This window comes from Paenibacillus sp. MMO-58 (assembly GCF_037146255.1).
GTDB lineage: Bacteria > Bacillota > Bacilli > Paenibacillales > Paenibacillaceae > Pristimantibacillus.
This window is the reverse complement of record NZ_JBBCVY010000002.1, coordinates 248,069-269,589: the sequence shown is the minus strand read 5'-3', so window position 1 is coordinate 269,589 and position 21,521 is coordinate 248,069. Positions and strand designations below refer to the sequence as shown.

Annotated in this window: 23 protein-coding genes and 1 riboswitch; of the genes, 14 read left to right on the top strand and 9 right to left on the bottom strand. The window is 51.6% G+C overall.

Translation table 11 applies throughout. From position 1 onward, the window contains the following. Positions 1 to 2 precede the first annotated feature (2 nt). Genes WFJ73_RS07190 through WFJ73_RS07180 form a run of 3 tightly spaced genes read right to left on the bottom strand, consistent with a single transcriptional unit; the run spans position 3 to position 2,989 of the window. Positions 3 to 1,175, bottom strand: a complete 1,173-nt coding sequence (locus tag WFJ73_RS07190) for a glycosyltransferase (RefSeq protein ID WP_336772387.1) — start codon at positions 1,173 to 1,175, stop codon at positions 3 to 5. Between the two features lie 30 nt (positions 1,176 to 1,205). Then, complete coding sequence (locus WFJ73_RS07185) at positions 1,206 to 2,300, bottom strand: glycosyltransferase family 61 protein (protein ID WP_336772386.1); 1,095 nt, start codon at positions 2,298 to 2,300, stop codon at positions 1,206 to 1,208. Positions 2,301 to 2,305: 5 nt separating this feature from the next. Further along, positions 2,306 to 2,989, bottom strand: coding sequence for a class I SAM-dependent methyltransferase (locus tag WFJ73_RS07180; protein ID WP_336772385.1), 684 nt, complete (start codon positions 2,987 to 2,989; stop codon positions 2,306 to 2,308). Between the two features lie 233 nt (positions 2,990 to 3,222). Here WFJ73_RS07180 and WFJ73_RS07175 point away from each other — a divergent pair, with 233 nt between their 5' ends. Genes WFJ73_RS07175 through WFJ73_RS07165 form a run of 3 tightly spaced genes read left to right on the top strand, consistent with a single transcriptional unit; the run spans position 3,223 to position 6,098 of the window. Beyond that, entirely contained in the window at positions 3,223 to 4,365 is a 1,143-nt protein-coding gene (locus WFJ73_RS07175; RefSeq protein WP_336773079.1) for a glycosyltransferase family 2 protein, read from the top strand. Next, positions 4,334 to 5,110: a glycosyltransferase family 2 protein gene (locus tag WFJ73_RS07170; protein WP_336772384.1), complete on the top strand. Its 777-nt coding sequence runs from the start codon at positions 4,334 to 4,336 to the stop codon at positions 5,108 to 5,110. The genes WFJ73_RS07175 and WFJ73_RS07170 overlap by 32 nt, the downstream gene beginning before the upstream one ends. Then, positions 5,079 to 6,098, top strand: a complete 1,020-nt coding sequence (locus WFJ73_RS07165) for a GT-D fold domain-containing protein (protein WP_336772383.1) — start codon at positions 5,079 to 5,081, stop codon at positions 6,096 to 6,098. Before WFJ73_RS07170 ends, WFJ73_RS07165 begins: the two co-directional genes overlap by 32 nt. A gap of 57 nt (positions 6,099 to 6,155) precedes the next feature. Here the strand turns inward: WFJ73_RS07165 and WFJ73_RS07160 are convergent, their stop codons facing one another. Then, complete coding sequence (locus tag WFJ73_RS07160; protein ID WP_336772382.1) at positions 6,156 to 6,734, bottom strand: hypothetical protein; 579 nt, start codon at positions 6,732 to 6,734, stop codon at positions 6,156 to 6,158. A 320-nt stretch (positions 6,735 to 7,054) separates the two neighbouring features. Here WFJ73_RS07160 and WFJ73_RS07155 point away from each other — a divergent pair, with 320 nt between their 5' ends. Together WFJ73_RS07155 and WFJ73_RS07150 are read left to right on the top strand one after the other, a co-directional pair. Continuing rightward, positions 7,055 to 8,107, top strand: a complete 1,053-nt coding sequence (locus WFJ73_RS07155; protein WP_336772381.1) for a mannose-1-phosphate guanylyltransferase — start codon at positions 7,055 to 7,057, stop codon at positions 8,105 to 8,107. Further along, a complete protein-coding gene (locus WFJ73_RS07150) occupies positions 8,104 to 9,057 on the top strand; it encodes a GDP-mannose 4,6-dehydratase (RefSeq protein WP_336772380.1) in 954 nt (317 codons plus the stop codon). The genes WFJ73_RS07155 and WFJ73_RS07150 overlap by 4 nt, the downstream gene beginning before the upstream one ends. A gap of 71 nt (positions 9,058 to 9,128) precedes the next feature. Here WFJ73_RS07150 and WFJ73_RS07145 read toward each other — a convergent pair whose 3' ends face one another. Then, positions 9,129 to 10,445 carry a glycosyltransferase gene (locus WFJ73_RS07145; protein WP_336772379.1) on the bottom strand — a complete coding sequence of 439 codons (1,317 nt, stop codon included), beginning with the start codon at positions 10,443 to 10,445 and terminating at the stop codon, positions 9,129 to 9,131. Positions 10,446 to 10,638: 193 nt separating this feature from the next. Continuing rightward, positions 10,639 to 10,752, top strand: a riboswitch (TPP riboswitch). A gap of 149 nt (positions 10,753 to 10,901) precedes the next feature. Between WFJ73_RS07145 and WFJ73_RS07140 the strand changes: the two genes are divergently transcribed. The 6 genes from WFJ73_RS07140 (at position 10,902) to WFJ73_RS07115 (ending at position 15,533) form a co-directional block, all read left to right on the top strand. Next, positions 10,902 to 11,936: an ABC transporter substrate-binding protein gene (locus WFJ73_RS07140; protein ID WP_336772378.1), complete on the top strand. Its 1,035-nt coding sequence runs from the start codon at positions 10,902 to 10,904 to the stop codon at positions 11,934 to 11,936. A gap of 33 nt (positions 11,937 to 11,969) precedes the next feature. Next, entirely contained in the window at positions 11,970 to 12,272 is a 303-nt protein-coding gene (locus tag WFJ73_RS07135) for a thiamine-binding protein (RefSeq protein ID WP_336773078.1), read from the top strand. Beyond that, positions 12,262 to 13,038: an ABC transporter permease gene (locus tag WFJ73_RS07130; RefSeq protein WP_336772377.1), complete on the top strand. Its 777-nt coding sequence runs from the start codon at positions 12,262 to 12,264 to the stop codon at positions 13,036 to 13,038. The genes WFJ73_RS07135 and WFJ73_RS07130 overlap by 11 nt, the downstream gene beginning before the upstream one ends. Continuing rightward, positions 13,035 to 13,784, top strand: a complete 750-nt coding sequence (locus WFJ73_RS07125; RefSeq protein ID WP_336772376.1) for an ABC transporter ATP-binding protein — start codon at positions 13,035 to 13,037, stop codon at positions 13,782 to 13,784. The genes WFJ73_RS07130 and WFJ73_RS07125 overlap by 4 nt, the downstream gene beginning before the upstream one ends. 20 nt (positions 13,785 to 13,804) lie before the next feature. Then, a complete protein-coding gene (locus WFJ73_RS07120; RefSeq protein WP_336772375.1) occupies positions 13,805 to 14,605 on the top strand; it encodes a TatD family hydrolase in 801 nt (266 codons plus the stop codon). A 142-nt stretch (positions 14,606 to 14,747) separates the two neighbouring features. Further along, complete coding sequence (locus WFJ73_RS07115) at positions 14,748 to 15,533, top strand: glucosaminidase domain-containing protein (RefSeq protein WP_336772374.1); 786 nt, start codon at positions 14,748 to 14,750, stop codon at positions 15,531 to 15,533. A gap of 22 nt (positions 15,534 to 15,555) precedes the next feature. Here WFJ73_RS07115 and WFJ73_RS07110 read toward each other — a convergent pair whose 3' ends face one another. Both WFJ73_RS07110 and WFJ73_RS07105 read right to left on the bottom strand, forming a co-directional pair. Beyond that, positions 15,556 to 15,894: a L,D-transpeptidase gene (locus tag WFJ73_RS07110; RefSeq protein ID WP_132305725.1), complete on the bottom strand. Its 339-nt coding sequence runs from the start codon at positions 15,892 to 15,894 to the stop codon at positions 15,556 to 15,558. 110 nt (positions 15,895 to 16,004) lie between these two features. Next, positions 16,005 to 16,538 (bottom strand): sporulation protein, encoded by a 534-nt coding sequence (locus WFJ73_RS07105; RefSeq protein ID WP_336772373.1) that lies wholly within the window; start codon positions 16,536 to 16,538, stop codon positions 16,005 to 16,007. A gap of 357 nt (positions 16,539 to 16,895) precedes the next feature. Here WFJ73_RS07105 and rsmD point away from each other — a divergent pair, with 357 nt between their 5' ends. Together rsmD and coaD are read left to right on the top strand one after the other, a co-directional pair. After that, complete coding sequence (gene rsmD / locus WFJ73_RS07100) at positions 16,896 to 17,486, top strand: 16S rRNA (guanine(966)-N(2))-methyltransferase RsmD (RefSeq protein WP_336772372.1); 591 nt, start codon at positions 16,896 to 16,898, stop codon at positions 17,484 to 17,486. After that, a complete protein-coding gene (coaD, locus tag WFJ73_RS07095; RefSeq protein WP_336772371.1) occupies positions 17,473 to 17,985 on the top strand; it encodes a pantetheine-phosphate adenylyltransferase in 513 nt (170 codons plus the stop codon). Before rsmD ends, coaD begins: the two co-directional genes overlap by 14 nt. On the opposite strand, the gene WFJ73_RS07090 is transcribed toward coaD, so the two are convergent. Further along, positions 17,986 to 19,218: a nucleoside recognition domain-containing protein gene (locus tag WFJ73_RS07090; RefSeq protein WP_336772370.1), complete on the bottom strand. Its 1,233-nt coding sequence runs from the start codon at positions 19,216 to 19,218 to the stop codon at positions 17,986 to 17,988. It abuts the gene before it with no gap. A 126-nt stretch (positions 19,219 to 19,344) separates the two neighbouring features. On the opposite strand from WFJ73_RS07090, the gene WFJ73_RS07085 reads away from it, so the two are divergent. Beyond that, positions 19,345 to 20,145: a S16 family serine protease gene (locus tag WFJ73_RS07085; RefSeq protein ID WP_336772369.1), complete on the top strand. Its 801-nt coding sequence runs from the start codon at positions 19,345 to 19,347 to the stop codon at positions 20,143 to 20,145. Here the strand turns inward: WFJ73_RS07085 and WFJ73_RS07080 are convergent. After that, positions 20,135 to 21,382, bottom strand: coding sequence for a nucleotidyltransferase (locus WFJ73_RS07080; protein WP_336772368.1), 1,248 nt, complete (start codon positions 21,380 to 21,382; stop codon positions 20,135 to 20,137). The two genes, WFJ73_RS07085 and WFJ73_RS07080, sit on opposite strands and share 11 nt — an antisense overlap. Between the last annotated feature and the right edge of the window lie 139 nt (positions 21,383 to 21,521).

Sequence of the window (21,521 nt, the reverse complement as noted above, 5' to 3'; positions counted from 1 at the left end):
TATTAATAGAGAATCTTGCCGTAGTAACGCCAGAAGGTAATCCGGAACACTTCAATATATTGCTTGGCAATATCGTCCCAGGTTTGCGTGGCGTCATGGACGCCTTGCAAAGCCGATAATTTATAAGTGTCGTAATCGTCAAACAAATCATCCAGCGCTTTGGCAATGGAATCCGGGTTATGCGGGTCAAACCAGGCAATCTTGGCGCTATGTCTGGACAGATGCTCCCGCATAACCGGTATATCCGAGCATAGCACCGGAGTGCCAAGCCGCAAGGCTTCTTCAACCGGATAGCTGCCGCCGCCTTCCGACAGACTTGGCATAATAAGTGCTTTCGCGTTTTTGATCAAAGCGGGAATATCATGGTCGCCAACAAATCCAAGCGGGTAGACTTGCCGGTCAAGCAGCAGACCGGTCCTCTTCATGGTGGATACAAGCGTTGGGATCCAATTCACTTCGGACGTGCTGTCCGGGAACGGAATGCGTAATTTATCGGTCAAATACCCGGTTAAGACTAACGGGTATTTTCTTTTGTTACGCGATTTGGCAAAGCCCATAAGCAGATTGTTATGGTTTTTGTGCGGAGAAGTATTGGACGGATAAATAATATAGTCGGATGGAATTCGGTTGCTTAGCTCCGCTGACACCCTGCGGTTATAGACATTAGCGATTGGAGTGATCGCATGCGGAATGACAAATGCCTGCTCCGAACGGTTGCCGAAATGGGCGACCAGTCTGTTCTTGACATGTTGGGAGGATACAACTACCGAAGACGTGTGATCGATCCATTTTTTGGATAGTCTCCAATGAAAGGACAACTCGTCGCCTTTCATAAACGGCGGCACGAAATCAAAGATGGTGGTGTCATGGAAGGTGCAGACCGTAGGACGGTCGATGGCTTGGAACTGTTCGGTATGCGGCCAGAAGAAATAAACCACGTTCATATTCGCTAGCAGGTAGCTGCACTGGGGATGGTTGATCGGATAATCGTTATAGCAGATTTCAATATTCCCCGTTTTTTGAAGCTCCGCGTAATTTCGCAGCTGCGAATTTGGTGCAACGACTAGTCTGACCCGCTCTACTCCCGGCTGGCGGGCAATGGCAGCAGTCAGATTAAACAAGAGGCGCATCCCTCCGCCGATCGAGAACTGATTAGACCATATCAGGATATTCATGCTTTATCCTCCTGTAATTTAAGAAATCGTTCAAGCATTCACAATACCGTTAAGCCTCAAGTAAATATCCAGCTTTCCGATATCGACAATGATGTTGTCTGCCCCTACATGCGCTTTGGGTTCAACCTTGCATAACAGCTCGTAATAATCAAGTCCGGCATGACAGCACAGCTTCCAGAAATAATTGTCGATAAAAGATACGGGTGCCAGTTCAATCAGCGATGCCCCGGGATTGCAAAAGGCAACGTTAATGCTGCCGCTGCCGAACGGCGCCACAATGACTTTGGCCGAAGCAAAAACTTCGATTTTTTCCTCCGTCGTCATCGGCGTGAGCACAATCTTCTTAAACCCCTTTGTCTGCAGGTAGCGAAGCACTTCGTCTTCGTTGACCACATGGCGGGCCTCAGCGTCCTCGCGCGTGATATAAATCCGCTCGTAGCCTTTGCGTTTGCGGATTTTTCGCTTGTTCTTCATTTGATCCGCGATATAATGCGAGGCCCAAGGCGGACATTTTCCGATCATTAACGGTACGGCGGGTACAACCAAAGTCTTTGCTTTCAGATGGAAGTCCGTTTTATCGACCTGAATGATTTTGTTAAATGGAATGCCAAGCAGCTTTAACGACTCGTATTGAAAAGGGTAGGTCAATCTGGGCAACACGTATTTATCAATCGTTATCCCGCTCTTCTCCAACAGATGAATGCGGGGCAATATATCAAAGAACCAGTGTCCGAATACCGTGTGCGTGCCCCGGCTCTTTGGTTTCGGGAAGTTCCAGCCCCAGAACAAGGAGGCGACGGTTCCGGCGTAATAGTCAGGCTCTTCAAGAACCATTTTCTCATAGCCGGTGTCGTACAGCTCCAGATCGGCAAGCCGCTTGTTATCCGGCGTGATTACGTACATGTGGCTCGTCATAAGCCTTCCATCGGGAATGCTGACAACAAAAGCTTCTTCATACTGGCAGGTTGAAATCCAGCGGTGCGGATCAATGCTTCTTGGGGTAGGCAATTGGATCGTTTCGGCTGGATAAATCACTTTATATCGTTCTTTGGCTTCGCTTGGGGAAAGGGTTTTGGCCCAATCCTTTGCCTTCTTGTAGGTGTCTTTCGGAATGGTGTACTTCATGGTCTCTAACCTCTGGCATAACGGAGGATGAGCTTCTGCTGCTGGGCAAGAACATCCTGAAATTTGTCCGGCACGCCTTTCGGAAAGAGCACACCCAAGCCGTTGGAATGTTGGAACTGCATGTGGGGATGAATGGCGCTAAGCTGATCCCACAAAATATGAACGCCAAAATTCATGATTTTGACTGCCGTGTCATGAAAGAGGACGATACCGTTCGGCGCCAGCTTCGGCAGCCAGCTCGCGTAATCATGAAGCACCGCATGATAAGCGTGATAGCCGTCGATATGAAGGATATCGATAGCTTTATTCGGGAACTTAGGCAGCGCTTCGTCAAAGGTGGTTCTTACTAGGGTGCCGACATTCGGAAACTCCCTGTTTTTGACCGATTGAACCGCATGATAAATGCCATCGTTGATTTGCCCGTACATCCCTGTATGGGGATCGCCCTGCCAAGTGTCAACGGCATAGCAGGCGGTATCTAGAGAAGCATCCTTAATGGCCTGGCAGAAGCTGAAAAACGAAGTTCCGTATAAGGTGCCAAGCTCAACGATTACTTTCGGTTTGGCGAAACGGACAAGATCGTATGCGAAGCGGCGGTGTCCGGACCAAGCTCCTTCCGTCATCATTCCCGCCGGTATTTCCGGTGCATGGTCGGCTGCGTATTCTGGCCTATAAAACTTCCAATCCATATGTCAACTCCCCATCTATCGTTATAGAAGCACAAGAATTGCAATATTTTATGTTCGTCTGCTATAAGAGGTCAGGGACAAACGTGCAGGCGAAATACACATTTATGAAGCGTGGTGCCGTACATAAGCCGTTACGATTCTATTGTCCGCACATACAATGTCAGAGGCAGACGCTAGGAGGATTCTATTGGCATGAACATAGAAAGACATAATGAGAATAACGAGGTGTGAATATGAGAAGCCTCGCCAGGAAAAGAAAAACAGCCTACTCTACCAAACCGCTGGCATCCCGGCAGAGACGGCGCCCGAATCCGGCCGGTACAAGGAAATCCAAGCCTCAAAAGACCAAGCGGGGGCTTGCGGATAGGGAAACTAACAAACAATTAACCATATTGGCCTGGAGGCTCGGCAGAAGCGCTGCTCAAACGGCATTAATGGAAGAAAGGGCAGACCTTCAACAGCATGCGCAGGAGCTATGGCACAAGGAAAGCGGATTAATTAGAAAAGCATCAGCCGTCGGCAAGTATATCCCGGTAATGAAAGCATTCGTTGAAGGCTATTTTTCTGCTCGTTCATTTGACGAGAGCCCCAATTGGGTCCTGCTTCCGACAAACAAGAAAGTGGCAGCCGTTGTGATGGCCATGAATGAGGAATTGTCCATTCTGTCAACCATTCAGGAGCTGGAGCGAATGCCCCTCCATGAGATTGTTGTCGTTGTGAACGGCTCGACGGACTCAAGCTTTATGATGGCGAGAACGAGCAGCAGAGCGATAATTCTCCACTATAACGAAGCCTTGGGTCACGATGTGGGAAGAGCGATCGGGGCAAAAATTACAACCTCCGATATTGTGATTTTTCTTGATGCGGATATCCCGGTTGCCGCTGAACAGCTGCTAAGCTTTGTTAGGGTGACAGATCGGGACATGGATGTCGCTTTAAACGATCTTTCCCGTTATGTAGGCATGTTCGCCGACTGGGATGAAGTTTCGATTATGAAATACTTTTTGAACCGTTCCAATCGCCGGGATGATCTGAATGTGAATTCCATGACGGCCGTTCCGCATGCCTTAAGCCGAAAAGCTATTGAGGTGATCGGCTTCGCCAACCTGGCGGTTCCCCCAAAAGCGCAAGCCATTGCTTTGCAGAGAGGCTTGCGAATCGGAATTGGCGGAAGCATCAATGTATTTAAAAGAAACAGACACAGGAAGGATAATGTCGGAGCGAGCAATCCGATCTCTAAGCTGATTATTGGGGATCATTTGGAAGCGCTGGGGTGGGCGATGCGGGAGGAAAGTCCGCGCCTGAAATATACCGATCAATTGCGCAAAAGGGAGCGTGCGAAAGATGTTAACAAGCATCATCATCCCGACCTATAACGCACTATCCCTTTTGCGGGAGACCATCGAAACGATCCGTAAGCATACCAAAGAACCGTACGAACTTATTGTTATTGATAACGGTTCAACCGACGGTACGCTGGATTATTTGAAGCAGCAGCGGATCATTGCCATTTCCTTACCGGTGAACACGGGATTTCCGGCGGCCTGCAACTGGGGAATGAGATTGGCCAGGGGCGACCGGCTTCTTCTTCTTAATAATGATGTTCTGGTCACGTCCGAATGGCTGGGCAGGATGCACAGCGTGCTGGATTCGGATCCTTCCATCGGGCTGGTTGGACCGATGACAAACTATGCGAGCGGCAGGCAGCATATCGCAATGACCGGCCATCATGACGATTTCGCCGCGCGTCTAAAAATCGATGAGAATGGGCAATGCGAGTTCGTGAAACGGATCATAGGTTTCTGCATGTTGTTTTCCCGCAGCCTGATACAGAAAATAGGTCAACTCGATGAACGGTTCTCGCCCGGTCATTACGAGGATGATGACTACTGTTACCGGGTGCATCTCGCAGGGTTTCGGGTTGCTATCGCGAGGGATGTTTTTGTCTATCATCATGGCAGTGCTTCCTTCGGCAATTATGCCGGAGAAGCTCTTGAGGAGCTGGTTGAGAGAAACCGGCAGCTGTTTATGGATAAATGGGGAATCGACCCGATTGAATTACACGATGAGAACTGCAAGGGGGAACGTCATGCGCATTCGGACGCCTCGCAAAAAAGGTAAACCGCGGAAACGCAAGAAGCAACTCGGCAGGAAACGGCGTTCAACCCATTCTTCGCCCAAATTCATCAGGAACCAGGTAGAGCAAGGCGAAGCAAGACTGGTGGAGGCGGTTCATGAAGAAGAAGCGGAAGGAAACAAGGCGGAGACTGGGCAACCTGCCGGTTTTATGGAGGGCTACGAAAAAGGATATCAAGAGGGAAGATATGCAGGCGGGGAAGAAATCATTGATCAATTATTGCCGCCAAATATCATTTTTCCGGACCTTTCCCTGAAGCAAATCATAGCAGCAGGAGTAAGCATGCATATGGAGGACGCCATTTCTCTTATGCTTCCGGAACAGGTCAGAGATACGGTTCTTCAGGCCATGGAGGAGAAGCGGCCATTATCGATCGTAAGGCTCGGGGACGGAGAGTTACTTACCATGGCTCAAGAAGTCGTTATGCCGGTTGATCAAGTAAGGCGCGAAGGCAAATTTCTGGAATATGCCGGAGTGAGGGTGCCGGATCTGGAAACTCGCAACCGATTGGTCGAGGCGGTTACCGGGGCCGACATTGTTGGTATACCGAGAACCAGAATGCCGAATTATCAGCTTCTTGTATCGCCGGTTTTTCAAGCCTATGGCTTATCGCTCCGGGAGAAGCAATGGACCGATTCCCTTATTAACTACAGTTTATGCACAGAAGGCTGCCTCCTGCCTATTCTACAGAACAGGCGTGTTCTTCTTATCGGCAATATGGCGGAACCTCTGTCTGCCGTTCTTGCCCATCGCGGCTTATCCGTTGCAGGCGTCGTATCGCCGGTTAACGGAGCCCGGGATGCTGCCAGGGTAGTGGCATTGGCTAGACAGTACGATTTTGACATTGCTCTGGTTTCCGCGGGAATCGCTGCCGTATTGATTACCGAAGAGCTTGCCCGCGTAACCGGCAAGGTTGCAATCGATTTTGGCCATCTTGCCAACGCACTCATCAAGGGTGAAGCCCCTCTCTAAGTTCATATGTAGAGGAACAGCCTTTCCGTGCGATGCGAAAAGGCTGTTTGGGTTTGGTTAGACGCCGACCGAAGCTGCAAGCGAGGAGTATTGTACCGAAGCAGTAGCGCCTGTGATTGCTACAGAGATCGAGTTAACGGCTACTTCAAGCGTGTATTCGTGCGCGCCGACAGTGAGCGTATCGTAGTAAGTGACAGGAATCACTACTTCGAGATCAAGAACTGCAGCAAGAGCTACCGTTGCGAAGGTTGTGCTTGTAACCGAAGCTACAACTACGCCGTCGCGAAGCAGATCGACAGTAATCGACGGGTTGAGCAATACGCCAAGAATTGTACCGCTCAGCGCAACGTCTACGACCCCGTCGATTTTTACTTTATTGGCCGCTGCAGAAGTAACCGTAACGGGAACAGCAAGAATTTCAACCGGCGGAATTACTGTTCCGATGATTCCGATTGCACCAAGCGGGAAGACCCCTCCGTTGGCTCCATAAACCGCAGCACCTGGACCAGCAGGGCCGGTAGCGCCTGTAGGGCCTGTAGGGCCTGTAGGACCTGTAGGACCCGTAGGGCCGGTAGGGCCAGTGGCTCCAGTCAGACCGGTCAGACCTGTCAAACCTGTCAAACCTGTTTCTCCCATATCTAATCCTCTCCTTTCAATTGATATACCACATCATATGTTCAGAGATTCATAGAGAAGACGGTATTTGCCGTGATCGATTGTCTATTTTTGATAGATTAGGTCAAAGTATAGCCGTTTATGCTTGCAAGCGATAGTTGGGCGGAGTCATCTGCCTGATTTCCGTCCCTTTTGGCTATTCGTCCATTAGGATTACTCTATTAAAGCATAAGTTGAAGATATGTAATTTATCAATCCGGCACCGGTTAAGGAAGGAGCTCCGGCTTGACTAGTAGAGAGGTTTTAATAGTAGAAGATTTACCGTTTCGAGGTGATAGTCAATGATCGCTGTGATTATGGCAGGAGGTAAGGGAACGCGTTTTTGGCCAAGAAGCACGGTTGCCAAGCCGAAGCAGTTTCTGACATTAGCTTCAGAAGAGGCAACGATGCTGCAGCAAACCTACGCGCGGTTCCGTTCCTGTCTGCCCGAAGAAAAGGTGTATGTCGCCGTAAGCGAAAACTATTTGCCGATCGTCAAGGAACAGCTTCCCGAGCTGGGTGAAAACCGTATCATTATAGAACCCGAGCAGAGAGACACAGCGCCTTGTATCGCATTGACAGCTAGTTATTTCCTGAAGCAGGAGCTGGATGACGTGCTGGTAACGGCACCATCCGATCAATACATTCCGGATACGGAGGAATTAATGGATGCTCTTCGAGCGGCGGAACAGGCTGCCAAGATGGATGGCGTTGTCGTTACGCTTGGCATAGTCCCCACAAGAGCCGAAACGGGTTACGGTTATATTGAAACGATAGAAACGGAAGAGCATGCGGATAAGTTTGGGGAACGCATCAAAGAGGTTAAAGCTTTCATCGAGAAACCAACCAAGGAAAAAGCCGAGAAGCTAATTGAGCTTCCGAATATGTATTGGAACAGCGGTATTTTTATATGGAAGCCGTCCACGATCTCCATTTACATGATGAAGTATCAGCCGCGGATGTGGTCTATCTTTGATCAGAAGGATGACGAGTTCAGGCAGTCGTATGCCCGTTTGCAGAAGCTTTCTATCGATTATGCCCTGGTAGAAAAGCTGGAGCGTCTCTATACGATCCCTATTGAATTTATTTGGGATGATGTTGGGACCTGGACCTCGCTTGAGAGGATATTCCAAACGGATGGGGACGGAAATTTGCTGCTGGGGCAAATCTTCCCGTTTGCGACGCGCAACACGATTATTTATTCGGAACAGCAGCAGGTTGTTGCTATCGGCATCGAGGATTTGATTATTGTATCGACTGAAGAGGGCCTCCTTATTTGCCGCAAATCGGACGAACAAAATGTCAAGCATGCCATCGCCGCACTCACTGCCGATCAAGAAGGCCGGCAGGGATGAAAGCACTGATTACAGGGATAACCGGTTTTGTAGGCAGTCATCTTGCCGAGCATCTGCTCGGCGAGGGGATTGAAGTGACAGGAACCATGAGGAGTCACAGTTCGCTGCGCCATATTCGCCATCTGCTGCCGGATATGTGCCTGTATGAGTGCGAGCTGATGGATCCTCAGGCGGTTGAGCATATGATGGCGGACATTCGGCCGGACCTGATCTTTCATCTGGCGGCGCAAAGCTTTGTACCGATGTCATGGGAATCGCCTGCGGAGACCATGACGAACAATATTGTAGGGCAGGTTCATCTGCTGGAAGCGATAAGAAAGCTTGGTTTGGCCTCCAAAGTGCTAATTGCCTGCTCCAGCGAGGAATACGGGCATGTGGAAGAATTCGAGGTGCCGGTGAAGGAGACCAATCCGCTTCGCCCGATAAGTCCGTACGCTGTGAGCAAGATCGCCCAAGATTACCTGGGCTACCAATATTTCAAAACCTATGGACAGCACATTATCAGAACGCGGACCTTTAACCATCATGGTCCCCGCAGAGGAGAACAGTTCGTCAGTTCGAATTTCGCCAAGCAAATTGCGGAGATCGAGAAAGGATTAAAGCCGCCGGTTCTTTATGTGGGGAATCTGGAAGCCAAACGGGATTTCACGGATGTGCGCGATGTGGTTAGAGCTTACCGGATGGCGATGGATAATTGCGAGGCAGGAGAAATCTATAATATCGCATCCGGCCAGTGCCACGAGATACGCGAAGTGATTCGAATCCTGCTGAGCTATAGTACCGTCGATATTACGATAGAGGAAGACAAAACAAGACTTCGGCCATCCGATGTAAAGGTGCTTGTAGGGGATTATAGCAAGTTTTACGAGCAGACCGGATGGAAGCCGGAAATTCCGTTCGAGCAGACCATGAAGGATTTATTGAATTATTGGCGTAATGAGTTGGCTTAATAAAACGGCTCAATAAGGCCTGACCCGGTAGGGAGTACTATCTCGCTATACCGGGCAGGCCTTGCGTTGTTTTAAATCAGACATAGCTCTTTTAACCGGTTCTTGATCCGTTGGCCAATAACGGCAGGGGAAAAATCGTTATGAATCGTCCTCATGCCGCTTGCCGCAACGGATTCCCGCCAGCGCGCATCGGATACGAGACGCTGCATGTATTCCGCGGCATGACGGATGTTGGGCTCTGCCCAGATCTGATGACTCTTGTAAGGTCCCCAGTCCTGCCCGATATTAACGAGCTGGTAGGATACCGGACAGGAATTTGAAGCATTCATAAACTCCGTGTTGCCGGACCAGTTCGTCGCTATGACCGGTTTGCCTAAATACATCGCTTCAGCGAGACCAAGACCAAATCCCTCGGCACGGTGAAGGGAGACATAGCTGTCCGTGCACTGCAGCAGGGCGTTCACTTCGTGTCGGGACAGCACTCTATCAATTAGATGCATATTGCTCCGTTCGGCAATCAGCTTCTTCAGCTCGGCAAGCTCATTTGGGCGGAAGTCCGCATTATTTACCTTAAGGACAAGTCCGACACGCTGATCGTTTTTGTCAAAGGCCAGCTTAAAGGCTTCAATCACAGCTTGGGGATTTTTGCGCAAGGTTGAGCTCTGAACGTCGTACATCATTAGAAACAGAAACCGGTTCTCCGGCAGCCCAAAGGAAGAGCGGTTAATATTCGGCGCGACTTGTACTTGGATACAGTGCGGAATAGTAATAACGGGAACGGATGCCCGTTTGGAGACGGACTCGGCTACAAATTTGCTGCACACCCATACCTCGTTGACATGGCTGAAGCCTTCCACATGCTCTTCCGGAAACTCCGGCAGCTCCCAATGCCAATACCCGATGTTGTAACGGCTGTTGAACAATTCGTTTCCGAAATGCTCGCGGGCAGGACGCATAAAGTCGGCATTCATATGAAAAATATTGGTGTTGTACCGGGCTCTATCCAGCAGCTTATGCGACCAGCTGTAATCCGACATTCTCGAAGCTACGGCAAGCGGGAAATTAAGAAGGCCAAACGGAATGGCCGCCGTATCAATCGCTTTAGCCGCTAGCCGCGAGGATTCCCCGATCCCCATCTCGGCATGAACAAAACCGATAATATTTACGCCCGGTTCCCGGGTTGAAGCGTCGGATTGAAGCGTTGCCTGCTCCGCGGCAGGCCGCCGCCCGGCGCTGCGCTTGTTGGAGAGCCGGCGTTGTTTTCGCTTTGCTTGCCGCTTAGCGGTTCGTCTGCCGTATGATCGGGTACGGCCTCCTGATTTGCGTCTTCTAGACTTCGATGCGGTTGGCCGTTTAGACTTCTTGCCTCTCTTGTGTCGTCTTTTCACCCCGGTTCAATCCTCTCGATATTAGCGGATATGCACTCGACTACATACTATTCAAGCCGGTCACACGGCTATAAGGACAACAACCTACCAAGCGTAAAAATCGGCTTATGTCTAACCTTGAATAGATGACTTATTTAAAAACGAAGCTGGCTTTTTCGGGCAGAAAGGGTATAATGAGGTTTATTGACGTAAGTGAATAGCACCGGGGAGCTGGTTGAGGCTAGCTGAGAGGGAATTCCGAAGAAAATTCCGACCCTTATACCTGATCTGGATAATGCCAGCGTAGGAATTTGTTATTTAGGTGTGCCCACTATGATTAGGAAGCGGGCGGACCTGTAATAATGCTGACGAAATGTATGGCTCTCCGGAAATCGGAGGGCTTTTTTTATTTTCAGAAGGTAGTCCGGCCATAATAGCAAACGTCATAGTCAAGAAGAGAGAGGGAGAGACAGAAAGATGAGATCAGGTGCAAAAAGAAGCTTCGCGATTGTCGCAGCCATGCTGGCGGTAGTTATTCTGCTGGCCGCATGCGGCTCGAACAACAACAAGAATACGGGGAACGAGTCAGCCGGTAATGGATCGGACAAGCCGTTGACCAAAGTAAAGGTCGTTCTGGATTGGACGCCTAACACGAATCATACCGGATTGTACGTGGCACGGGATAAAGGTTATTTCAAGGAGCAAGGCCTTGACGTCGAGATTATCCAACCAGGCCAGGACGGCGCGGATAAAATGGTAGCTTCCGGCGGAGCGGAGTTTGGAGTCGGTTACCAGGAGTCGCTCACCATGGCGCGTATTGCCGGTGTGCCGCTTGTATCCGTTGCTGCCGTGATTCAGCATAATACTTCGGGCTTTGCTTCGCCGGCATCCAAAGGAATCGACTCTCCGAAAAAGTTTGAAGGCAAAACCTACGGCGGCTGGGGAGCGCCGGTAGAAGAAGCGGTAATCGGCTCTCTGATGCAGGAAGAGAACGCGGATGTAACCAAAGTGAAAATGCTTAGCATCGGCGATACGGATTTCTTCACGGCGGTGAAGCGAGATATTGATTTTGCCTGGATCTACTATGCCTGGACCGGTGTAGAGGCTGAACTGCGCGGCGAGAAGCTGAATATGGTTTATTTGACCGATTACAGCGACAAGCTGGATTATTACACGCCGCTTCTTGAAACTAGCGAGAAAATGATCGCCGAGAAACCGGAGATTGTTAAAGCTTTTGTTGCAGGCGCCGCTAAGGGCTACCAATTCGCGATTGACCATCCGGAGGATGCGGCGGAAGTGCTGATCAAGGCAGAACCGGATCTGAATGCGGACCTAGTACGCGCAAGCCAGAAGTGGCTTAGCCCGAAATATACGGATGACGCTTCGCAATGGGGCGTGCAGAAGAAGGAAGTATGGGTTAATTATTCGCAATGGATGTTCGAGCACAAGCTGCTGGAGAAGGAGCTGGATGCGGATAAAGCATTCACGAACGACTTCCTGCCGAAAGCTTAGGACACAACAATAGGGTAAGAGGAGCTGACGATGATGGCCAACGCGCTAGTAAGTATTCAAATTCTTCCAACAACACCAAACGGGGAAAGCGTTATTCCGTACGTGGACCGGGCAATCGAGATCATAAAGGCATCCGGCGTCCCATACCGGGTAGCGCCTCTGGAGACAACGATGGAGGGCGAACTCCCGCAGTTATTCGAAATCGTGCAATCCATGAATGAAGCTATGACCGAGATGGGCTGTCCTTCCGTTATCTCGCAGGTGAAAGTCTATTTCAATCCGGCTAACGGGGCTTCCATGGGCCGGCTCTTGGAGAAGTATCCGGATGGGCAATAAAGGCTGGTATCATGCGGTCTGGCCTTCTCTGCTGCTAGTCATCCTTATCCTTGCCGCCTGGCAGCTGTCGGTTGATAGCGGCGTTGTGCCCGAGTGGCAGCTGCCTTCGCCGACTTCTATCGTAAAAGAAATGGTTGACGTCTGGCCGCGCCTAATGGACAATGCTTGGGCCACGGTGGAGCTGGCGCTCATCGGATTTGGGGGAGGCGCAGCAGCCGGGATCATTCTTGCCGCAATCCTGCATCTTATTCCTTTTGTCCGGAGGGCGGTCTATCCGCTGCTTGTCGTCACCCAGAACGTGCCTGTCATCGCGATTGGCCCGATTCTTACGATTTGGCTCGGTTACGGCGTTCTGCCCAAGCTTATTCTAGTCTGGATCGTATGTTTCTTCCCGGTATCCGTTGCCATGCTGAACGGCTTTAAGGACACCGATCCGACCCTTCGCAATTACATGCGGATGATTGGAGCCGGGGATTGGCAGCTGTTTACGCAGCTCGAATTGCCCAATGCCGTTACGCACTTATTCTCGGGCCTCAAAATCGCCGCATCGTATGCCGTTCTAAGCGCCGTCGTCGCGGAATGGCTCGGAGCTGATAAAGGATTAGGCCATTATATGATTCTGTCATCCAAAGGTTATGAGCCGGCAAGGGTATTTGCATCCGTCTTTCTGATCGTGGCGCTGAGCCTTGCTTTATTTGGTCTCGTAGCTCTTATCGAAAGGTTTGTCATCCGGTGGCGTCCGGCGAAAGGAGGGGGAAGAGCATGACAGCTCCTGCACTTGAATTAAAAGGGATCCGCAAAAGCTTTGATGCCGGCCGGAAAAACGTTCTGAACGGCTTGTCGGTCACCGTTGCCGAGAACGAATTCGTCTCCATTATCGGTCCCTCCGGAAGCGGGAAAACAACGTTGTTCCAGCTGATTGGCGGATTGGAACAACCAACGGGCGGTGAAGTCTGGATTGACGGCAAGCAAGTAACCGGCAGCCGGGGGCATATTTCGTATATGCCTCAGCAGGCCTCCCTGATGCCTTGGCGTTCGGTGTCGGCTAATATCGAGCTAGCGCTTGAGATTGCAGGCACGGAGCGGAAGGAAGCGGGTCGTCAGGCGCGTGAATGGCTGGATCGCATCGGTCTCGCGGAGTACGCGGATTCCTATCCTCATGTGTTATCCGGCGGGATGCAGCAGCGCGTATCCTTCCTGCGGGCGCTGCTATCCCCCCATACCTTAATGCTGCTTGACGAGCCGTTTGGCGCGCTAGATGCGTTAACGAGACAGCAGATGCAGCAGTGGCTGATGTCGATCTGGGAGCAGAACAAACGATCGGTTCTCCTTGTTACGCATAGCATCGAGGAGGCTTTGCTGCTGTCTGAACGGATCATTGTATTGTCATCTGCGCCGGCGGTTATTTTGGAAGAAATAAAAGTTCCCTTCGCAAGACCCCGTTCTCCGCATTTATGGAGGGAACCGTTGTTTAACGAACTTAAGCAACAGATTCATGAGCTGCTTCATTAAGCGGAAGGAGTCTGATCGTCATGGAGTCGAAAAAGGCAATTGACGCGCATATTCATATTGATTCTTATGAGGAAACGGATCGGCAAGCTTTGCTGGAGCAGGCGTTTGAAGCGGGAATTGAAGCGGTTGTAGCCGTATCGATGCATTTGGATTCCTGCAAGACAAACGCATCGCTCGCCGAGTTGTTCCCGGGCCGGGTGTTTCCCGCATACGGTTATCATCCCGAACAGCCGGTTCCTACGGCATGGGAACAAGATGAGCTGTTTGCATGGATTAAAGCGAAGCATACGGCCGGCGAAGCGTTCGCCATTGGTGAGGTTGGCTTGCCTTATTATTCCCGGACCTCTGCTGCCGAGGAAGGGAGACTTTTCGACGAGGCGCCTTATCTCGATTTGCTTGACCGGTTTGCCGCGTTTGCCGCGGAACTGGGACGTCCTATTATTCTGCATGCGGTATATGAGGATGGGGCGAAGGCTTGCGATATCATGGAACGTCATAAGCTGAAGAAGGTCCATTTCCATTGGTTTAAGGGAGATGAAGCGACGATTAACCGAATGATCTCGCTCGGCTATATGATTTCGGTGACGCCGGACGTAGCCTACGAACAGGAGATCAGGACGCTGGTCGAGCGGTATCCCTTGGAGCAAATCATGGTGGAAACGGACGGACCGTGGCCTTTTGAAGGGCCTTACGAGGGCCGTATGACCGTGCCGCCAATGGTTCATGATGTTTGCGCGCATATCGCCGCGATCAAGCAGCTTCCGGAGCAGGAAGTGCGGGAGCGGCTGCTTTCGAATACGCGAGAATTTTATAGTTTGTAAGCAGAGAAGCTCCGTTAGCCCCGAAGATGGGCGTAACGGGGTTTTTTTGTTGCCGCAGCGGCAGTCACCGTTACAAACCGGATCAGAACTCCATACACTGAGAGGAGCTTGTATAAGTTTTTGACTGGAAAGGAGGAGGTAAATGGCGAATCTCACAAGATCTCAATTTATTGCAGCGCTTGTCCCGACGGTTCTGCAGGTCAGACGCGAAGGATCAACGATTTTTCCTTCCTTGCGGCTTGCGCAGTGTATGCTCGAGACAGGCGGAGTCATTCATCCTTGGTACAACCTCGGAGGTATTAAGGTCGGATCGGGCACTCCCAATGCTTATTGGCATGGCGAAGCGGTGGTGAAAGGAACTTGGGAAGCGGTTGACGGAACATTGATCAGCATGAACTCTTCGTTCCGCGCTTATAACAGCGTGTATCATTTCATGAAGGATCAGGATCTGCTGTTTGCGACCCCTCGCTACGTTCGAGTCCGTGCAGCCGTAACGCCGGAGCAGCAGGCTTCCATGCTGTATGTAAGCGGTTATGCGACCGATCCTGCTTATCCCGGTAAGCTGGTTGCGCTTATTAACCAATATTCCTTGAAGCAGTACGATACGGCTTTCGCCTCCGCGCCTTCGACAACGATGTTCCGATCCGCGCAGACGGTTCCCATTCTGGCAGACGGACTAGTTGCCGCGATCGGGTTCTTAGACGGAGGAACAACCTGGGTTGCAGCCCGGCTGCTTGGAGAATCGCTTGGGGCAGCCATTGGCTGGACTGGGGGAAAGGTAACGGTTAACGGTCAGCCGCTTGATTCCCGGCTCGATATTTCCACCGGCTACGTAACGGTAAGAGACCTCGCGGCGTCCTTAAACCGCAAGGTCGTTTGGGAGCAGGCAACCCAGACGGTAACTTTGAAAGCGGCAGATCTCCCTTAAGAGACTGCCGTTTTTCCTGCTATTAGGGCCGGATCGTGACCCGGGTTCCAACCGGCACAAGAGCGGACAAAGCAAGCACATCCTCGTTGTACATCCGGATGCAGCCATGCGAGACCATTCTTCCGATCGAGGAAGGGTCATTCGTGCCGTGAATGCCGTAATGAGGTTTGGACAATCCCATCCATAACACGCCAAACGGCCCGCCCGGATTTTCCTGTTTATTGATTATCTTGTATTCTCCCGAAGGAGTCTGCGTAACCATCTTGCCTATGCCAACGGGATAAGAGTTCACGACAACATTTCCATCAAGCAGATGAAGCATCCGGTCCGACAAATCAACGATTATGCGGTAAACGGCCATGTTGCAATCTCCTCGCCATCATTTTTTGCTTATGCCATGATATTCCTGACAAGCCGCAAGGTTTACGATTTTAAAAGAGAATGAAAAAAGCGTCCCCTAGGGAACGCTTTTTAGGATACAGCCGCTTTCTCGTCGCTCTTGCGAAGGATAAACGTATAATAGCCGATATAATAAGCTACAAGCAGGAAGAAAGTTGCCGCGGTCAGCGGATCATTCGTATACTGCTGCATCTGCGCCGTTTCGTTGTTTAGCGCCGCCGGATTCATGGCCGTCGTGCCTCCGGTGCCGAACATCTCAATGATCCGGAAGGCGATTCTTCCGATAAACAGCAGGACGACCAAAGTCTCAATGCCAACGTGCGTCCGGTAAAACAATGTATCCTCGCGCTGTTCGAAACGGCTGTGCTTGATGGCATAATAAGCAATTACCGCGCCGCAGGCGATACCGATGGCATCGGAAATGTAGATGGCGGGATGCGGGAAGCCGGAGGCCAGCAGCAGAATGCCAATGATACTGAAGATGCCGATGCGCATTTTCAGCCTGCTCGGTTTGAAAGGCTGAAAACCTACCGAACGCTTCAAGCGCCGGTACACGACAAATAGAATAATGAGCAGGGGAACGATATAGCTGCCGATCTGGTTCATGGGGCCGTAAACCTCCCGTCTATTAAAAGTGGTACTGTAACTATATACCAAAATGACTGGAATTAGCAGTGGGGGAATGGCCTGTTTACAAAAAAAATCGGACGCTCATTTCTGAGCGTCCTTTCATGGGAGAGGAGAAACCGGACGAAGAGCTTATGGGGAAACGTAAGTCTTCTCCGCGGTTGTCTACGGCATCTTCCGACGCCGATGATTTTATCTTGTCCGGTTTGTGGGCGATTATACATATTACGCCAAAAAAATATTGCGGCCCTCGTTCCTCCTCTTCAGGTGCCTTTATAATCCAAGGGAAAGTGTGGTACTATAGGCAACGACAGTAGAGGAAGGGAGCAATAAGCAGTGAGAGTCATTGCGGGAGCGGCAAAAGGCCGCACGCTGAAGGCGGTTCCAGGCATGAATACTCGCCCGACGACCGACAAGGTGAAGGAAGCGATATTCAGCATGATTGGGCCGTTTTTCGACGGTGGACTGGCACTTGATTTATTCGCCGGCACCGGCGGGCTCGGTATTGAAGCTTGGAGCAGAGGCATCGAGCGGACGATCTTTATCGACCGGGAAAAAATAAGCATTGATATTATTAAATTAAATACCGAAGCGGCAGGAATGGGACGGCATGCGGAAATATACCGTAACGACGCGGATCGCGCGCTGAAGCTGCTGGAGAAGCGGGGAATCGCGTTCTCTATCGTCTTCCTCGACCCGCCTTACCGCTTGACCCATATGGACGAGCTGATGGCCGATCTGGCGCAGCGGTCGCTGCTGGAGGACGGGGCGACTATTGTGGTGGAGCATGATGCCGGGCATGAGTATCCGGACGAGATGGAGCAATTTACTTTGCTGAGAAAACAAAAATATGGCGATACGGCAGTTACGATCTACCGTTATTCGCCCGGCAGCGCAGATGGAGGAACAACCCATGCAGATGAATGAGAACGGACGAGTAGCGGTCTATCCGGGGAGCTTCGATCCTCCGACATTGGGACATCTCGATATTATCCGCCGCTCGGCCAAGCAATTCGACCACGTCATTGTGGCGGTGCTTAACAATACAAGCAAAAGTCCGATGTTTACGCTTGACGAGCGGAAGGAGATGCTTCGCGAAATTACGCGCGACATTCCGAATGTGTCGATCGACAGCTTCCGGGATTTGCTCGTACGGTTCATGAAATCTCGCCAAGCCAGCGTTATCGTCCGCGGCATTCGTTCGGTGACGGACTTTGAATACGAGCTGACGCTTGCCTCGACGAATCAATTGCTGGATGAAGAGATCGAGACGATCTTTATGATGACGAACCCGAAATATTCGTATCTCAGCTCCAGCATTGTGAAGGAAATCGCGATGTTTGGCGGACCGGTTCATGAGCTTGTTCCGGCTCCGATCGAGACTCGCCTCGTAGAAAAATATAAAGCGAAGCAGTCAAACGGCTAACTAACGTTTCTTTAAGTCAGGGACCCGAGGCGCGGCTGCGCGCATCAACAGCAGCATAATAGCAAGAACGGCGACGGCCGTCAGCGCATACGGCCAGAGCGACGGGAGGCCAAGTGCGGTGACGGCCTCGTATGCGTTGGAAGGGCGCTGCCAGTGAACGCCGTCCTGCAGCATGGCTGCCGTTGCGCCGGTCAGCCGGCTTGGCAGCAGCGCAAGAACAGCCTGTGCCGGCTTCCACAGCAGCAAGGCGAGCGCAGCGGCATGAAGCGCATGCAGCAGTCTAACGCCGATGAGCGGCAGCAGCTTCAAATCCGTGCCGGTGATGGCATAACCGGATTGCAGCAGCGCGCTTAAGCCGCTCCAGGCTAGAATAGCCGCAACGGCTGCGGCGCTTATAGCGGTAGTGATGCCGGGACCCTGCCATACGGCAGCCCCGTAAGCACCGATATGGCTCTCGAGTAAAGCGGGAAGCACCAATTCCGCAATACCGCTTGGCAGCGTGAATTGGATGAGCGGTAATGCCAGCCGGGCTGCTACGGCAGCGAAAATCATAAAGCCGCCAACAACAAGGAGCTTTTGAACGCCGGAAGAGACCGCATCGCCAAGCACCTTGCCGAAGCTGCGGCCGTCACGGTCGCGGCTCGTTGTAATCGCGTCTGCTACATTTTCCATCAAGCCTCTCGATGCAACGGCCGCATGAGGGGCATTAAGTTGATGCGACGGAGACTTCCGCCGGCTGAACAGCGAAATCCATCCGGCCGTACAGAGGGCAGAGAGCCAGACCATAAGAGCGATAAATAAACCAAGCTCTGGCCGATGCAGGAAGCCTGCTCCAATAACAACAAGCATAAAAAGCGGGTTGGGCATATGGGACAAGGCCAGCAGTCTTTGCCCTTCGCGTTTGGTTACCAGCTGATCGCGGCGAAGAGCAGCCGTCGCTTCGGCGCCTGCCTGATGCCCGGACAGCCATCCAAAGAGCAATGGCAGCGCAGCTTCGCCGGGCAGCTTGAACAAGCCTCGCATCAGAGGACGAAGAAGAGCGCCGATTCCGTGAATAAGACCAAAGGCGGCTATCAGTTCAAACAAGACGAGGAAGGGCAGTAGACCGGGAAATACGATATTCCACCAGATGGTCAGCCCCTGAAGGGAAGCTTGGAACGCTTGATCCGGCTGACGTATGATGGCGGCAACCATCAGAATCGAGATTGCCGCGTACAGAATCGTTCGTGCCATATCTATCAACTCCATTGGAATTAGGATCATCGATTACACAAGAGGCTTGGACGAACCGGGGTCTGTTCCATTGTACGCTCGTCTATGGCGGGATAGACCAGGCCCTTGAGGAAGGGAGGGAGTTCTATGAGCAAGTTTAGGCTGAATGGTAACGTGAGGCAGGCGGCAGGGATCTTTTTGATCGCCGTTATGCTGTGGATCATTGTGTATGCTCCGACACCGCTTGTTGTCTATGAGCCTGGACTAACGTTCGAAACGGCGCCGTTAGTTCAGCAAAGCAGTAACGGTGCAGGAATCCAGCAGACCCACACCGGTGCGGACAAACGGGGCGTTTTTTTGGTTACAACCATTAAATTGACCGATGCGAAGTATTGGCAGGCGATACAAGCTATATGGAATAAAGACTTTCAAATACTAAGCAAGAACTCGGTCATGAATGGACTGTCGGAGAAGGATTATATGGCGCGGATGTCCAAAGACATGCTTACTTCGCAGAACAGTGCCGTTGAAGCTGCTTACCGATATGCGGAAATTCCTTATAAGGTATCACCTGAAGGGCTGCAGCCAAACGATGAGAGCAAGAAAATTAAGATCGCAGCAAGTGACGTTGGCGGACCGTCTGCCGGTCTGATGTATGCGCTGCAGTCTCTTAATCTCCTGCTGGATGAGGATTTTACCAGAGGGTTCAGAATTGCGGGAACAGGAACGATCGACAAAGACGGGAACGTCGGGTCAATTGGCGGAATTGCCTTAAAAGTGGTTACGGCGGATCAAGCGGGGGCAGAGCTGTTCCTTGCACCAAAGGGTAACTATGAGGAGGCTGCGGCGAAAGCGAAGGAGCTTCGCAGCGAGATGAAGGTTATCCCCGTCACCTCGCTGGGCTCTGCTATTGCGGCTATACAGGATGAAGCGGGACTTACCCGATAATGATCGGCCTGTCCGTAAAATCGCGGTACATCGCTGCCGCCGATTCATGTCCGGGCTGAGCCAGCATATAGACTGCGGAAGCTTGCGTATCAAGCTCGAGGTATCTGGATTCGATTGGCGCTCTGGCGGCGCTTAGCAGGACGGGAAGCTTCGCTTCCTTCTTCATGCGGCGCAGAAGCTCCCGTCCTTTGTTTGTGAAGCCAAGCACGCGGATATATTGGACGCCCGCAGCCAGCTTCCCGGCAGTGAAATCTTCTTTTTTATGGCGGAGCAGAATAGAAAGAAGCGAGCGTTGCAGCTTGGTCCGAGTGTAGCGCTTCGTCTTAAGCGCATCCAGCAGCGCCTCAAATCCGGCATGGTCCAGCTTCGGCAGAGCTTGAAGAAGCCTATGTTCGAGTCCTTCCGTCATTTCGCGGTAGCCGGCAAGCTGGTCCGGCGTGTGGGTGACAACGGCATGCAGCAGCTGGTGGAAGAAGTTGGCCCAGCTTACAGGGCTTCTGCCGGAGGACCATTCCCTCTGCATCACAGCAAATGTTGAGGCCGGCACCAGCGGCCTGCTTGCTTCAAGCTCGCCGCCTTCAAGCAGCAGCCTGCGGATCGCGGTTGCGCTGGCGATTGCGCTGTCGGTAACCGTCGTTTGCCCGTACTCGGATTTCTCCCGGCGGATCGTATAGGGCAGCATCCGTCCGCCGATCCGTTCCAGCGCGATCAAATAATGAAGACCAAGCGTATGGTTCGGCTGGGCGAAAGGGAAATCCGCCGCATCCGCGCGACCGACCGATGCAAGATAGGAGGCAATCGCAGAGCTGTAGGCGCTTGGATAGCTGATACCGTTCTCCAATGCTTCCCGAAGCAGATTTTGAAAGGCGGGCGGCTCGTTGGCAACAAGCTTAGCCGCTTCATGCAGCACTTCGATCTCTCCGCTCTCCGTACCGAAGCAAAAGGCATCTACGACGCCGGTCGCCTCAAGAGTGGAGACAGCTCCGTAAGCGAACCATTCCGCCGCTTGCGTAGCGTAGGCGACGGGCAGCTCCAGGACCAGATCGCAGCCGCCTCTCAGCGCTGCTTCCGTCCTGGCCCATTTATCCATGACGGCCGGTTCCCCGCGCTGCAGAAAATGTCCGCTCATGACGGCTACAACGGCGTCGGCTTTTGCTATTTTGACCGATTCGCGCAAATGATATTGATGACCGTTGTGAAATGGGTTATACTCAACAATTAGTCCTACCGTTCGCAATCTGACATCTCCTTATTTCAGATGGATATATGTCCCATCATAGCACAGGGCCATCCTTATATTCACGAAATAACGCGGGAAAAGATGAAAAACAGTGTGAAAATGTTGACAAAACAGCTCGATAATAGATATAATAATT

What these genes read in the sequence shown, in the direction of transcription:
- WFJ73_RS07190 (WP_336772387.1), bottom strand. Translation starts at nt 1,175, where the DNA reads ATGAATATCCTGATATGGTCTAATCAGTTCTCGATCGGCGGAGGGATG.
- WFJ73_RS07185 (WP_336772386.1), bottom strand. Translation starts at nt 2,300, where the DNA reads ATGAAGTACACCATTCCGAAAGACACCTACAAGAAGGCAAAGGATTGG.
- WFJ73_RS07180 (WP_336772385.1), bottom strand. Translation starts at nt 2,989, where the DNA reads ATGGATTGGAAGTTTTATAGGCCAGAATACGCAGCCGACCATGCACCG.
- WFJ73_RS07175 (WP_336773079.1), top strand. Translation starts at nt 3,223, where the DNA reads ATGAGAAGCCTCGCCAGGAAAAGAAAAACAGCCTACTCTACCAAACCG.
- WFJ73_RS07170 (WP_336772384.1), top strand. Translation starts at nt 4,334, where the DNA reads ATGTTAACAAGCATCATCATCCCGACCTATAACGCACTATCCCTTTTG.
- WFJ73_RS07165 (WP_336772383.1), top strand. Translation starts at nt 5,079, where the DNA reads ATGCGCATTCGGACGCCTCGCAAAAAAGGTAAACCGCGGAAACGCAAG.
- WFJ73_RS07160 (WP_336772382.1), bottom strand. Translation starts at nt 6,734, where the DNA reads ATGGGAGAAACAGGTTTGACAGGTTTGACAGGTCTGACCGGTCTGACT.
- WFJ73_RS07155 (WP_336772381.1), top strand. Translation starts at nt 7,055, where the DNA reads ATGATCGCTGTGATTATGGCAGGAGGTAAGGGAACGCGTTTTTGGCCA.
- WFJ73_RS07150 (WP_336772380.1), top strand. Translation starts at nt 8,104, where the DNA reads ATGAAAGCACTGATTACAGGGATAACCGGTTTTGTAGGCAGTCATCTT.
- WFJ73_RS07140 (WP_336772378.1), top strand. Translation starts at nt 10,902, where the DNA reads ATGAGATCAGGTGCAAAAAGAAGCTTCGCGATTGTCGCAGCCATGCTG.
- WFJ73_RS07135 (WP_336773078.1), top strand. Translation starts at nt 11,970, where the DNA reads ATGGCCAACGCGCTAGTAAGTATTCAAATTCTTCCAACAACACCAAAC.
- WFJ73_RS07130 (WP_336772377.1), top strand. Translation starts at nt 12,262, where the DNA reads ATGGGCAATAAAGGCTGGTATCATGCGGTCTGGCCTTCTCTGCTGCTA.
- WFJ73_RS07125 (WP_336772376.1), top strand. Translation starts at nt 13,035, where the DNA reads ATGACAGCTCCTGCACTTGAATTAAAAGGGATCCGCAAAAGCTTTGAT.
- WFJ73_RS07120 (WP_336772375.1), top strand. Translation starts at nt 13,805, where the DNA reads ATGGAGTCGAAAAAGGCAATTGACGCGCATATTCATATTGATTCTTAT.
- WFJ73_RS07115 (WP_336772374.1), top strand. Translation starts at nt 14,748, where the DNA reads ATGGCGAATCTCACAAGATCTCAATTTATTGCAGCGCTTGTCCCGACG.
- WFJ73_RS07110 (WP_132305725.1), bottom strand. Translation starts at nt 15,894, where the DNA reads ATGGCCGTTTACCGCATAATCGTTGATTTGTCGGACCGGATGCTTCAT.
- WFJ73_RS07105 (WP_336772373.1), bottom strand. Translation starts at nt 16,538, where the DNA reads ATGAACCAGATCGGCAGCTATATCGTTCCCCTGCTCATTATTCTATTT.
- coaD (WP_336772371.1), top strand. Translation starts at nt 17,473, where the DNA reads ATGCAGATGAATGAGAACGGACGAGTAGCGGTCTATCCGGGGAGCTTC.
- WFJ73_RS07090 (WP_336772370.1), bottom strand. Translation starts at nt 19,218, where the DNA reads ATGGCACGAACGATTCTGTACGCGGCAATCTCGATTCTGATGGTTGCC.
- WFJ73_RS07085 (WP_336772369.1), top strand. Translation starts at nt 19,345, where the DNA reads ATGAGCAAGTTTAGGCTGAATGGTAACGTGAGGCAGGCGGCAGGGATC.